Origin of the sequence: Streptacidiphilus sp. BW17 (genome assembly GCF_041262485.1) — a bacterium.
Taxonomy (GTDB): Bacteria; Actinomycetota; Actinomycetes; order Streptomycetales; family Streptomycetaceae; genus Streptacidiphilus.
On the sequence record NZ_JBGCCR010000047.1, the window covers coordinates 32,726 to 45,188 of the forward strand.

Sequence of the window (12,463 nt, forward strand, 5' to 3'; positions counted from 1 at the left end):
GGTGATCAGCAGAGTTGTCGGTCCGTCAGACCTTCAGGTACTTCTGCAGCGTGAGGAAGGCCGCCAACGAGGACATGCCGACACCGATCACCAGCAGCAGTGGCATGACCTGGACCACCGGACCCCAACCGATGAAGCTGATCAGGGTGATCTGCTTCTTCAGCACCATGTCGATCAGCACGTACTTGCCGATCGCCAGCATGCCGGAGGCAAGGACCGCGCCCACCACGGCGGCGAAGGCCGCCTCCGCGATGAACGGCATCTGCACGTAGTAGTTGGAGGCGCCGACCAGTCGCATGATGCCGGTCTCGCGCTTACGGCTGAACGCCGACACACGAACGGTGTTGACGATCAGCAGCAGCGTCACGCCGAGCATGACGACCATCACCACGACCGCGACCCACTGGCCGGTGTCCATCAGGTTGAACAGCGGCTTGAGCACGGCGCTCTGGTCGTCGACGGAGGCCACGCCGGGCTGGCCCGCGACCAGACCGGCGATCTGGTCGTAGTCCTGAGGGTTGGTCAGCTTGACGCGCAGCGCGTTGTTGAACGCGTCAGCGTTGATGTACGGAGAGAGCGGCGAATCCGGGAACTGGGCCTTGAAGTTGACCAGCGCCTGCTGCTGCGTCTCCGTGTAGACCGTCTGCACCAGGGAGTTCTTGTCCAGGTTCGCGTGGACCTGGTTGATCTCCGCCTGGGTCGCCACGCCGGAGGCGCAGTTGGGCGTCTTCTGCAGGTTGGTCGTGTTGTCGTGGTTGCAGAAGTAGATCGAGACCTCGACCTTGTCGCCCCAGTACCCCTTCATCTGGCTGACCTGGGAGTTCAGCAGCATGGCCGCACCGGCGAGGGTGAGTGACAGGGCCACACTCACGATCACGGCGATGGTCATCGTCAGGTTGCGTCGGAGACCGATCCAGATCTCCGACATGACGAATTGGGCTCGCATGGACAGGTCCTCTAATCAGTGCTGGTAGCCGTAGACGCCACGGGACTGGTCGCGGACCAGGTGACCTTGGTCCAGCTCGATGACGCGCTTGCGCATCTGGTCGACGATCGCCTGGTCGTGGGTCGCCATCAGCACGGTGGTGCCGGTCCGGTTGATCCGGTCCAGCAGCTTCATGATGCCGACGGAGTTCTGCGGGTCGAGGTTTCCGGTCGGCTCGTCCGCGATCAGGAGCATCGGGCGGTTCACGAAGGCGCGGGCGATGGCCACACGCTGCTGCTCACCACCGGAGAGCTCACCGGGCATGCGGTCCTGCTTGCCGGCCAGGCCGACCAGTTCGAGGACCTCGGGGACGACCTTCTTGATGGTCCCGCGGGGCTTGCCGATGACTTCGAGGGCGAACGCGACGTTCTGGCCCACGGTCTTGTTGGGGAGAAGGCGGAAGTCCTGGAACACGGTGCCCAACTGGCGGCGCATGTGCGGCACCTTCCAGTTGGACAGCTTGGCCAGGTCCTTGCCGAGCACGTGCACACTTCCGGTGCTCGGACGCTCCTCGCGCAGAATCAGGCGCAGGAAGGTCGACTTTCCCGAGCCGGAGGAACCGACGAGGAAGACGAACTCACCCTTCTCGATCTCGAGCGAGACGTTGTCCAGCGCCGGACGGTTCTGCTTCGGATAGGTCTTGGATACGTTGTCGAATCGGATCACGGCTGCATCACGGTGGGCAGTGTAGGCGGACAGGGCTCGGCCGACCTTACGCGAAGCCGATGCGGACCCGCAGGTTCACACCGCGAAAGGTGGGGGAGTTCACGGACAGTAGCGGACATTCAAGGACAATCCATCAGGCAAAATCCGCCTGCGTATGTGGTTGATCACGGACGGCCACCAGGGGAAAGACCGGAATCACGCTGGATCGCGAGTGACGTGGCACAGTGGAGGGAACCACCCGGACCAGGTGGTGCGTTGTGCACATCGGAGGAGGAGATCGCGATGACGCTCGACCGTCTGGTGTGCGCCAACTGCTCGGGTCCCGTGAGCGAGGGCCGTTGCCCGACCTGCCGGGCGAGCCGACAGCGCATGTTGCAGCAGCAGGGGCTCTTCGCCTCCCTGTCCCCCGCCGCCGTGATCGCGCTGGTGGCGGCGCTGGTGGCATGCGTGCTGATAGCGCGGCACGCCTTCGCCTGAGGGCGACCGATACACCCCTACACCGATACACAGCAGACCGAAACACAGCAAAGGGCCCGGGTTCCGACGGTCGGTCGGAAGCCCGGGCCCTTTGCATGCGTCGTGCCGGTACGTCGTGCCGGTGCCTCAGTGCTTGCGGGCGTTCGCCGCGCGCGGGCCGAAGCGGAAGACGAGGCCGCCCAGCACGAAGGTGAAACCGCCGACGAGGATCAGCGTGGTGTCCGAGCCGCCACCGGTCTCCGCGAGCTGGGTCCGCGCCGGAGCCTGGGTCGGCACGGCGTAGGTCGGCGCGGCGCTGCTGCTCGCACTGTCCGACGCCGAGGCCGACGCGGACGCCGAGCCCGACGGCGAGGCGGAGGCCGATCCCGTGGCGGACGCCGAGCCGGAGGGCGTCGCGCTCCCCGACGGCGTGGCGCTGGCGCTGCCGCCGAGGCCGCCGTCGTCACCACCGCTTCCGCTGCCGCCGCCGAGAAGCCCACCGAGGAGACCCCCGCTGCTTCCCGTGGACGGTGAGGCGCTCGGAGCGGGCTGCGTCGTCGTCGCGGCGTTTGCCGCCCCCGCTACCGTCAGCCCCGCCCCGGCAAGCGCGAGCGCAACGCCCGCGACACGTATACCGCCGCTCTTTCTCCGGTGTCCCCGCGCCACTTCCGCCCCTTCCGTACTTCGTGCGGCTTTCGCACAAAAGACTCACTTAAGGCTCTGCCGCGCGACAGCATGGTGTGACGAGGGCCCGGCGGTCAACTTGTGACCGCCGGGCCCCTACTGACTCTCCAGATGCTCGGTGGAGGCCCCGTCAGGGGCCCGTGGAGGCCCCGTGAAGGCGTGCGCCGGAACGTCCGTCGGCGCGCTTACGAAGCGGCCTTCTCCTGCTCCTTGCGCCACCGGATGCCCGCCTCGGTGCTGCGCCGATTGTTCATCTCGGCCGGCATCTACGAAGCGGCCTTCTCCTGCTCCTTGCGCCAGCGGATGCCGGCCTCGATGAAGCCGTCCAGCTCACCGTCCAGCACCTGCTGCGGGTTACCCACCTCGAACTCGGTACGCAGGTCCTTGACCATCTGGTACGGGTGCAGCACGTACGAGCGCATCTGGTTGCCCCAGGAGCTGCCGCCGTCCTTGAGGGCGTCCATCGCGGCGCGCTCCTCCTGGCGGCGGCGCTCCAGCAGCTTGGCCTGGAGGACGTTCATCGCCGAGGCCTTGTTCTGGATCTGCGAGCGCTCGTTCTGGCAGGAGACGACGATGTTGGTCGGGAGGTGGGTGATGCGCACCGCCGAGTCGGTGGTGTTGACGCCCTGGCCGCCGGGGCCGGAGGAGCGGTAGACGTCGATCCGGAGTTCCTTCTCGTCGATGTCGACATGGTCGCTGGACTCGACGACCGGCAGCACCTCGACGCCGGCGAACGACGTCTGACGGCGGCCCTGGTTGTCGAACGGCGAGATCCGGACCAGGCGGTGGGTGCCCTGCTCGACGGAGAGGGTGCCGTAGGCGTAGGGGGCCTTGACCGCGAAGGTCGCGGACTTGATACCCGCCTCCTCCGCGTAGGAGGTGTCGTAGACCTCGGTCGGGTAGCCGTGGCGCTCGGCCCAGCGCAGGTACATGCGCATCAGCTGCTCGGCGAAGTCCGCCGCGTCGATGCCACCGGCCTCGGCGCGGATGTTGACCAGCGCCTCGCGGGCGTCGTACTCACCGGAGAGGAGGGTGCGGACCTCCATCTCCTGGACCGACTTGCGGACCGACTCCAGCTCGTTCTCGGCCTCGGCGCGCGCTTCGGCGTCGCCCTCGGCCTCGGCCAGCTCGAAGAGGACGCCGAGGTCCTCGATCCGGCTGCGCAGGGTCTGGATCTTGCGCAGCTCGCCCTGGAGGTAGGAGAGCTTGGAGGTGATCTTCTGCGCGTTGTCGACGTCGTCCCACAGGTCCGGTGCGGCGGCCTGCTCCTCGAAGACCGCGATGTCGGCCCGGAGCTTGTCCAGGTCGACGACTGCCTCGATCGACCCGATGGTCGATTCGAGGGACTTGAGCTCTTCGGAAGGATCAATGGCTGCCACAGGCCAAGCCTAATGCAGAGTGGCAAGCTGCCTACCGCGCCAGGGCCTAGGCCCTGTCGTCAAACTCCCGCCGGGCCCGGCTTGCCTGGCACGGCCTCCCCCGGCCTTCGGCTAGGGGGTGCCCCCACGCTGCGTTGTCGCATCGCCCAAGTACGGCCCAGTACGAGGGCGACCCTCCGCCTTGCAGCTGGCCGCACCAGACAACCCGGGCTGATCCGACGCGAGTTTGACGACAGGGCCTAGCGGCCGTGGGTGAACTGGAGGCTGCCCGAGGAGGTCACCCGGAAGAGGACGAGACCACCCGCGTCCGCGCAGGCCGCCGCGGCGTACGGGGAGTCCGGCGCGCTGGGCAGGGAGGCCCCGAGCCAGGACTGACCGGCGCCGTTGGACGCCGCGTAGTCGGTGCCGGTGGAGAAGACGAACAGCCCGCCCGAGGCGTCCTGAACCGCCTCCACGCGGTTGGCCGCCGTCACGCCGGTGACCGGGCGGGCGAGATGCCAGAGACCGCCGGCAAGCAGCGTGTGCTGGACCGTGCCCGAGGCGGTGGTGACGAAGGCGTCGACCCGGCCCCCGCTCTCGCCGATCAGCGTGGGCGTCCCGCCGATCGCACCGACCGTGGAGACCGCCGCCCAGGCGGTCCACGCGCCGTTGACGTAGGAGGTGGTGGCGAGCCCGCTGCCGACCCGGGCGACCAGGTCGATCCGGGAGCCGGTGGCGACCGCTGCCGGGGGCGCGTCGACGTGCATCTGACCGTCGAGCTGACTCCAGGGGGTCCAGCTGCCGTCAGGGGCGAGGTCGCGCAGGTAGATCAGGCCGTCGGTGCCGCGCGCGAACAGGCGCAGCGTTCCGTCGGGCAGCGCCACCGGTGCGGGCTCGCCGCTGACGTGTATGCCCGTCAACTTGCCCCAGGGGCCGAAGGCCTGGCCGTTGCGGGTGACGTAGCGGACGGCGCCGGTCGCGTCGGTGCCGAAGACGAAGACGGTGCCGGTGGTGCCGAGCCGCAGCGCGCGGACGCCGCTGACCAGCGGGGCCGGCGGCGTGGGCGCGTCGGACCAGGAGGCCCAGCTCGGCAGGTGGGCCGTGCCGCCGGCGTCGGTGGCGTCGCTCTGGCCTGCCACCGGGGCCTGCGGCAGCCCGGCCGACCGGCTCTGGTGGGCGGTGGGCGAGGCGGCGTCGCCGGGATTGTCCCGGTTCCCGTCACCGGAGCCGGACAGTGCGGCGTAGCCGCCGAGGAGGGTGACCGCACAGACGACCACGGCCGCCGCGGCCAGCAGCCGGCGACGACGCCGGACCGCCGCGCCTCCGGCGCCGCTGCGCTGGGATCCGCCGGGGATGCGCCCCCGGCCGGTGCCGAGACCGCCGAGCGCTCCACCCAGGCCGCCGAGACCACCGAGGCCGTTGCGCTGGGCGCGGGAGGCCTCGGCGAGCGCGGCCAGGTCCTCGGGACGCGGGCGGCGCAGGTTGGTGTGGGTCTCGCGGGTCGAGTCGGGCGCGCTGCTGGGCACCAGCGGCACGGCCGCGCCCCGGCGACGACGCTGCGCAGAGCCGGAACCACGGTGGGCGCCCTCGGCCGCGGACCGCGCGAAGGCGCCCCGGTCGTCCCTGTCGTCCCAGTCCCCGTCCCCGCCCTCGTCGTGGTCGTCCTCGTCCTCGTCGTAGTCGGCCGGGATGTCGGGGTCGTAGCCGGGCAGCGGGGGGACGTCCGGGGCGTCGGGGTGGGCGATGCGCAGCGCGGGCAGTCCGGCCAGGCCGGGCAGCAGGTCGCGCAGGGCGGACGCGAGCTCGGTGGCGCGCAGGCGCGAGGCCGGCGCCTTGGCGAGGCACTGGGCCAGCACCTTCCACAGCGGCTCCGGCAGACCGGGCAGCGGCGGCACGGTCTCGGTCACGTGGCGCCGCAGCACCGCACCGGTGTGGCCGCCGCCGAAGGGGGTGAACCCGGCGAGCAGCTCGTAGAGGACGGTGGCCAGCGCGTAGATGTCGACCGCGGCGCGAGGCTCCAGGCCCTCGATGATCTCCGGGGCCAGATAGTCGGGCGTGCCGATGATCCGGGTGTTCCTGGTGCGGCGGGGCGCGTCGACCAGGCGGGCGATGCCGAAGTCGGAGAGCTTGGCGCGGGGCACTCCGCCGGGGCCGGGGCTGGAGGCCTGGTCGAGCAGGATGTTCTCGGGCTTGACGTCGCGGTGGATGATCCCGGCCGCATGGGCGGCGGCCAGCCCCTCGGCGACGTCGGCGGCGACCGAGACGGCGGCCTGCGGGGTGAACGGACCCTCCCGTTCCAGCCGGGAGCGCAGGTCGCTGCCGTGGACGAGTTCCATCACCAGGGCCAGGTCGTCGCCGTCGACGACCAGGTCGTGCACGCCGACCACCCGGGGGTGGTCCAGGCTGGTGAGCGCGGTGCGCTCCTGCACGAACCGGCCGACCAGGACCTGGTCGGAGGCGAGGTCCTCGCGCAGGATCTTGATGGCGACCGGACCCTCCGGGCCATCGCCGAGCCAGACGGTGCCCGCCGAGCCACGGCCGATCACCGTGTGCGCGGTGTAACGGCTACCGATCTTGCGTGCCAAGGCTGCTCCGTGCGCGATCTGAGGCTGCTGGGACCGACGCACGCCGATAGGGACGACGGCTGCCGGTCGACCAGCGTCGGTGTCAGCGACCAAAGTACGCGGCTTGGAGCCGTTTGGGGGACAGCAGGGGGTGGACGGGCCGTCAGGTGTCGACAAATCGTCAAACCTGGGATCCGACCCCGTCCTGCAACCCCTCGCCGTGGCAACACGTCCGGGCCCAGGAGGGGCTTGGGCAGAGGCCGGCGACGGGGCGTCAGCCGCCGCTGCTCCCCGTGCCCGGGATCTGGTTGACCGTGTGCTTGACCTTGTTGGCCGTGTTGGTGATCTGCTGGAACCAGTTGGAGACCTGGTGCCACCAGCCCTCGACGGTGCCCACGATGTGGTCGATCCAGCCGTGCAGCGGCGAGAACTCCCAGATCAGGAACCCGGCGATGATCAGGACCAGCAGGAACTTCAGGCAGCCGCTGCCTGGGATGTGATGCCGCCTCCGGGGCGCACGCTCACGCCGGGGCGCGGGCTCCGGCTCGCGTTCCCGCTCGCGCTCGGGCGCACGCTCGGGCGCACGTTCCGCCGCGCGACGCGCGGGCTGCGGGGCGGGCTCCGGCTCGGGGCGGTACACCGGGGGCGCGACCTGCGGACGCCCACGCTGGGCCTGCGCCGCCTGCGCGCGGGCCTGCTGCGGCCGGTACGGCGCGGGCGCGACCTGCGGCGGCGCGGCGAACGGGTCCTCGACCCCGAACTCGCCCAGCTGACCGACCTGGGTCTGCTCGTTCCGGTGCCGTGCGGCGCGCAGCTGCGACTCCCAGGGATGGGGTCCGTCCGGCAGGGGCTGCTGCCCGCCGCCGAGCTGACCCTGCGGCAACACCGCGGTGGGATCGGCGGGTTGGCCGAAGCCACGGCCCTGGCCCGGACCCATGCCGTGGCCCTGCGCCTGACCTTGTCCTGGGCCTTGCCCCTGACTCTGCGGCAGCACCGCCGTCGGGTCCGCCGCCGAGGCAGCGAAGCCAGCCGCCGTCGCAGCACTCGCAGCACTCGCAGCCTGACCGTAACCGCCGTGCGGCAGCACCTCGGTCAGTGCGGAGGGCGGGTAACCGTCGGCCGAGGACGGGACGCCGCGCGGCAGCGTCGTATCCTCCGAGCCCGCCGGAGTGGGCTGGACCGGCGGCGTGAGCAGCATGCCCACCGCGTTGGCCGCCTCGATCTCGCTGACCGAGGCGTGGACGCCGATCCCCGCCGCCACCGTGCGCAGCGCGGTGGCCAGCGCGACCGCGGACGGGCGGCGCGCCGGGTCCTTCTCCAGGCAGCGCTCGATCACGGTCCACAGCGGCTCGGGCATCGACCGCGGCCGCTCCGGACGCTGCGACAGGTGCGCCTGCAGGATCTGCAGCGCGCCGTCGCCCCGGAACGGCGGCTGACCGGTGAGCAGCTCGTAGAGCATGATCCCCGCGCCGTAGATGTCGACCGCGGCCGTCTGCGGCCGGCCCTCGGCCGACTCGGGCGCGACGTACGCGGGCGTGCCGACGAACTCCGCCGTGCGGGTGATGCCGGGCGAATCGGCGAGCCGGGCGATGCCGAAGTCGGTGAGCAGCGGGTGCATGGTGCCGCCGTCCGGTCCGTCGACCGTGGCCAGCAGCACGTTGGCGGGCTTGAGGTCGCGGTGCACGACGCCGTCGGCGTGGCTGGCCGCCAGCGCGTCGGCGATCTGCGCCATCAGCAGCGCACCGGCCACCGGACTGAGCGGGCCGTGGGCGCGGAGATAGCGGTGCAGGTCGGGGCCGTCGACCAGGTCCATGACCAGGGCCAGCAGTTCACCCTCGACCACCAGGTCGCGGACCCGGACGACGTTCGGGTGGACCAGGCGCACCAGCACCGCGCGTTCGCGCAGGAACCGCATCACCACGTCCGGGTCGGTGGCCAGCTCCTCCTTGAGGACCTTGATCGCCACGGCCGCACCGGGGACCACGCCCAGGCTGTGACCGTCGCCACTCGCCGTGGCGTCGAGGTCCTCGCGGACCCGCGCACGCCAGACCGTCCCGGTGGCGCCGCGTCCCAGCGGCTCCTCCAGCAGGTACTTACTGCCAACCGGCCGCACCGTGCGCTCCTCGTCGTGCCATCTGTCCCGCGCCGTGAGTGGCCGGTCCCCCGGCCCCATGGGGGCTGCTCGCGTTTTCGGCAACTCTAACGGCGTTCGAAGCCGCCGTCGTGTCGTGCAGGCGGCGATCCGGCCGAGATCCTGACACGGACCTGGCAGAAGCGCCGACGGGGCCTCGCCGACACCTCGACAACACCCCGCCAGGACTGCGACAAGACTGCGACAAGACTGGGGGCAGAACTCGGCGGGGCGACGGCGACGGGGCGTTCCGCATGCCGGTGCCGCACCCTAGGACGCCCGGGGCGCACTGATACGTTCCGAAGATCATCCGATCGGGTGCTGTGCGCGAACTGTCGGTGGCGGATGGGAGGATGCATCCGACACCGTGGCGACGACCATCGCGTGCGGGCGGAAGGGGCAGGGCGCATGCAGATCCGGCTGACCGTGCTTGGGCCGCGCGAGAGCGGTTCGCCGTCGCAGACGGCACACACGTCGCTCCCGCATGTCGCAACGGCCCACCGTTCCGGTGGCGACGCCTCCGTCCCCGTGGCGGACGTGCTGGTCAGTGCGCCGGTGGGCACCACCCTCGGCGCGGTCGCGGGGGCGCTCGCGGGTGCGGTGGGGGCGCGTCCCGGCGGACGCGCCGGTCGCGCGGCCACGCACATCCATCTCTACGCCCAGGGCCGCCGCCTCGACGAGCACACCGTGCTCGGTCACCCGCCGCTGGTCGACGGCGCGGTGCTGCGCCTGGACGCGCCTGACCCGGACGACGCGGCCGAGCCCGGCGGCGCGACCACGGCGCTGCACGTGGTCGGCGGCCCCGACGCGGGCGGCATCCATCTGCTCCACCCGGGCCGGGTGGTGGTCGGCCGCTCCTCCGACGCCGACGTCCCGCTGGACGACCCGGACGTCTCCCGCTTCCATCTGGCGCTGGAGGTCGGTGCCGACGGGCGGGTCACGATCGCGGACACCGGCTCCACCAACGGCACCGAGCTCGACGGCCGGCCGGTCGGCGCGGAGCCGCGTCCGGTGCCGCCGGGCGCGCTGATCGCGCTGGGCGAGAGCGCGCTGCGGGTCGTCCCCGCCTCGCCGGACCGGGCCGATGTCGTGCCCGACGGCCACGGCACGGTCCAAGTCCCCACCCGCGCCGGGGCCTTCGCGCCGGGCGGCAGTCCTGGCTTCTCGGGTGGTCCGGGCGGCCTCAGCGCCGCTGGTGGTCCGGGCCGTCCTTCGGGGCGCACCGCCTCCGGCACGGGCATGCTGCCGTCGGCGCCCGAGGCCGCACCGGGCGCACCGCGCGCACCACGCGCCCGCAACCACGCTCCTCAACACCCGTCGGGAGCCTCGGCGGTGTCCGCGTCCGACGCCCCGGCCGGTGGCGCGTCCGATCCCGGCTCCGGCGGTCGGCCGCAGCTGACGCACGGGCGCGGCTTCCGGATCGGCCTCGGCCTGCGCCGTCCCGCCCAGCCCGCGGCCGTGGTCCCGGCGCAGGCCCCGCCGCGCGACTCAGGCCGCTGGCCCGACCCGGCGGAGGTGCTGCTCACCGCGATCGGCCCGGGCCCCCGGCTCTGGGAGCGCACGCTCGACCACCCCGACGCCCTGGTGCTCCGCCTCGGCACCCGCGCGCACACGCCGGTCACCCTGGACCTGCGCGCGGCGGGCAGCCTCGGTCTCACCGGCCCGCGTCCCCGGCTGACCGGCCTGGTCCGGGCGTTGCTGGCGCAGCTCGCGGTGCTGCACGCACCGTCCGCGCTGGAGCTGGTGCTGATCTCGGCCGACGAGTCCCGCCCGCTGGACGACCGCACCGACGCCTGGTCCTGGCTGCCCTGGCTGCCGCATCTGCGCCCTACCCACGGACAGCCGTGCCGCGCGCTGACCGCCTTCGACGCCCAGCAGGCCCTGGCCCGACTCGGCGAACTGGCCCCCGGCTGGGGCGAGGACGCCGCTCCGGTCGCCGCCTCCGGCGCGGCGTCGGTTCACGCGCATCCGGGCCCGCGCGGTCGGGCCACCGTGATCGTCATCGACGGTGACCCGGGCAGCGAGGAGGCCCGCGAGGCCATCGCCGAACTGCTGGCCCACGGCCCCGCCCGAGGCATCCACGTGCTCCACCTCGACGAGTACCCGGAGGCGCTGCCGCAGGGCTGCGGAGCCGTCGTGCAGATCTCCGGCGAGGTCGGCACCCTGCTCGACATGGAGCGCCCCGCCCCCTCGGCCGGTTCCGCCGCGCGAGGTGCGGCCGGACAGCACCGTGCCGCGCCCGAGCGGGAGTTGGTAGCCGGGGTCGCTCTGGACGCGGTCGGCGCCGCGTGGGCCGGCCGCTTGGCCCGCGCCCTCGCCCCGCTTCGCGAGCAGGACGCGGCCCGCCGTCCGGGCAGCACCCGTGCCGCCCTGCCCGAGGCCGCCCGCCTGCTCGACCTGCTCGATCTCGACCTGGTCACCCCGGCCAAGATCTCCGCCCGCTGGGCCGACCTGCGGCTCAGCTCCGGCGATGTGCCGACCGCGACGGTCGGCGTCGCCCGCGACGGTGGCTGTTCCTTCGACCTGACGGACCATCTGCTGATCGGCGGCGCACCCCAGTCAGGCCGCACCGAACTGCTCCGGTCACTCCTGGCGTCACTCGCCGTCGCCGAACGCCCGGACCGGCTTGGCCTGCTGCTGATCGAGGGCCGCCCGCCGCAGGATCCGGCCCACGGCCTCGCCCCCGCCGTCGAACTCCCGCACGTCATCGGCCATGTGGCCACCACCGACGGCCCCGGTCTGCGCGACGCCGCGCAGGGGCTCAGCGCCGAACTGGACCGCCGCGCCTCGCTGTTGCAGGGCCGTTCGTTCGCCGCGTGGCACGCCGAGCGCGCGCTCGCGCGGCTGGCCCCGCCGCGCCGCGCCGCCGACGACTACCCGCAGCAGGCGACGCAGAGCGCCGTCGCGGTCGAGGCCGAGCCACTCCCCCACCTGGTCGTCGCCGTCGACGACTGGGACGAGCTGCTCGGCTCCCCGCTGGCCCATGTCCTGGAGGACGTCGCCCAGCGCGGCCCCCGGCTCGGCGTGCGCCTCGCCGTCACCACCTCCCACCCGGAACGCGGCGCGGGCACAGCGGTCGACGAGGCCGCACAACTGCGGGTCGCCCTGCGGACCGACTCCCCGGTCGCCTCGGCCCTGCTGATCCACGTCGAGGACGCCGCGGCCCTCGCCGACGACCAACCCGGCCGCGGCCTGGCCCGCCACCCGGACGGCGGGGTCAGCGCCTTCCAGTCCGCGCGCATCACCGGCCGCATTCCGCGTACCGCGACGCTGCGACCGACGGTCACCCCGCTGGACTGGACGAGCCTCGGCGAACCCCCGACCCAACGCCCGGTCCGCGAACTGGGCAACGGCCCCACCGACCTCGCGCTGCTCGCCAGCGCGTTGCAGCGGGCAGCGGAGTCGCTGGGCGCTCCGCCGATACCGAAGCTGCTCTAGCGTTTGCAGCCGGGTCGGTTGTACATACCTCAGGGGCGCGGGGGGGGGGGGGGCCCCCCCCCCCCCCCCCCCCCCCCCGGGGGGGGCCCCCCCCCCCCCCCCCCCCCCCCGGGGGGGCCCCGCGCCCCCCCCCCCCCCCGCGGGGGCCCCCCCCCCCCCCCCCCCGGGGGGGGTGGGGACC

The 12,463-nt window shown here is 72.8% G+C and carries 7 protein-coding genes and 1 pseudogene; 2 read left to right on the plus strand and 6 right to left on the minus strand.

What is annotated here, in order from left to right:
- Window positions 1-25 precede the first annotated feature (25 nt).
- Both ftsX and ftsE read right to left on the minus strand, forming a co-directional pair.
- On the minus strand, window positions 26-946 hold the full coding sequence (gene ftsX, locus ABH940_RS34470) for a permease-like cell division protein FtsX (protein ID WP_370067928.1): 921 nt from the start codon (window positions 944-946) through the stop codon (window positions 26-28).
- A 15-nt stretch (window positions 947-961) separates the two neighbouring features.
- Window positions 962-1,651, minus strand: a complete 690-nt coding sequence (gene ftsE, locus ABH940_RS34475; RefSeq protein ID WP_370067930.1) for a cell division ATP-binding protein FtsE — start codon at window positions 1,649-1,651, stop codon at window positions 962-964.
- 282 nt (window positions 1,652-1,933) lie between these two features.
- Here ftsE and ABH940_RS34480 point away from each other — a divergent pair, with 282 nt between their 5' ends.
- Window positions 1,934-2,128 carry a hypothetical protein gene (locus ABH940_RS34480; RefSeq protein WP_370067932.1) on the plus strand — a complete coding sequence of 65 codons (195 nt, stop codon included), beginning with the start codon at window positions 1,934-1,936 and terminating at the stop codon, window positions 2,126-2,128.
- A gap of 126 nt (window positions 2,129-2,254) precedes the next feature.
- Here the strand turns inward: ABH940_RS34480 and ABH940_RS34485 are convergent, their stop codons facing one another.
- The 4 genes and pseudogenes from ABH940_RS34485 to ABH940_RS34500 all read right to left on the minus strand — a co-directional run bounded on the left by ABH940_RS34485 (window position 2,255) and on the right by ABH940_RS34500 (window position 8,826).
- Complete coding sequence (locus ABH940_RS34485; RefSeq protein ID WP_370067934.1) at window positions 2,255-2,773, minus strand: hypothetical protein; 519 nt, start codon at window positions 2,771-2,773, stop codon at window positions 2,255-2,257.
- Between the two features lie 284 nt (window positions 2,774-3,057).
- Complete coding sequence (gene prfB, locus ABH940_RS34490; protein WP_370107079.1) at window positions 3,058-4,170, minus strand: peptide chain release factor 2; 1,113 nt, start codon at window positions 4,168-4,170, stop codon at window positions 3,058-3,060.
- A gap of 1,277 nt (window positions 4,171-5,447) precedes the next feature.
- Window positions 5,448-6,734, minus strand: a pseudogene (locus ABH940_RS34495) (serine/threonine-protein kinase); the annotation flags it as partial.
- A 253-nt stretch (window positions 6,735-6,987) separates the two neighbouring features.
- Complete coding sequence (locus tag ABH940_RS34500) at window positions 6,988-8,826, minus strand: serine/threonine-protein kinase (protein ID WP_370067938.1); 1,839 nt, start codon at window positions 8,824-8,826, stop codon at window positions 6,988-6,990.
- Between the two features lie 426 nt (window positions 8,827-9,252).
- On the opposite strand from ABH940_RS34500, the gene ABH940_RS34505 reads away from it, so the two are divergent.
- Window positions 9,253-12,282, plus strand: a complete 3,030-nt coding sequence (locus ABH940_RS34505) for an FHA domain-containing protein (RefSeq protein ID WP_370067940.1) — start codon at window positions 9,253-9,255, stop codon at window positions 12,280-12,282.
- Window positions 12,283-12,463 lie beyond the last annotated feature (181 nt).

Coding starts and splice junctions, on each gene's coding strand:
- ftsX (WP_370067928.1), bottom strand. CDS start 946: ATGCGAGCCCAATTCGTCATGTCGGAGATCTGGATCGGTCTCCGACGC.
- ABH940_RS34480 (WP_370067932.1), top strand. CDS start 1,934: ATGACGCTCGACCGTCTGGTGTGCGCCAACTGCTCGGGTCCCGTGAGC.
- ABH940_RS34505 (WP_370067940.1), top strand. CDS start 9,253: ATGCAGATCCGGCTGACCGTGCTTGGGCCGCGCGAGAGCGGTTCGCCG.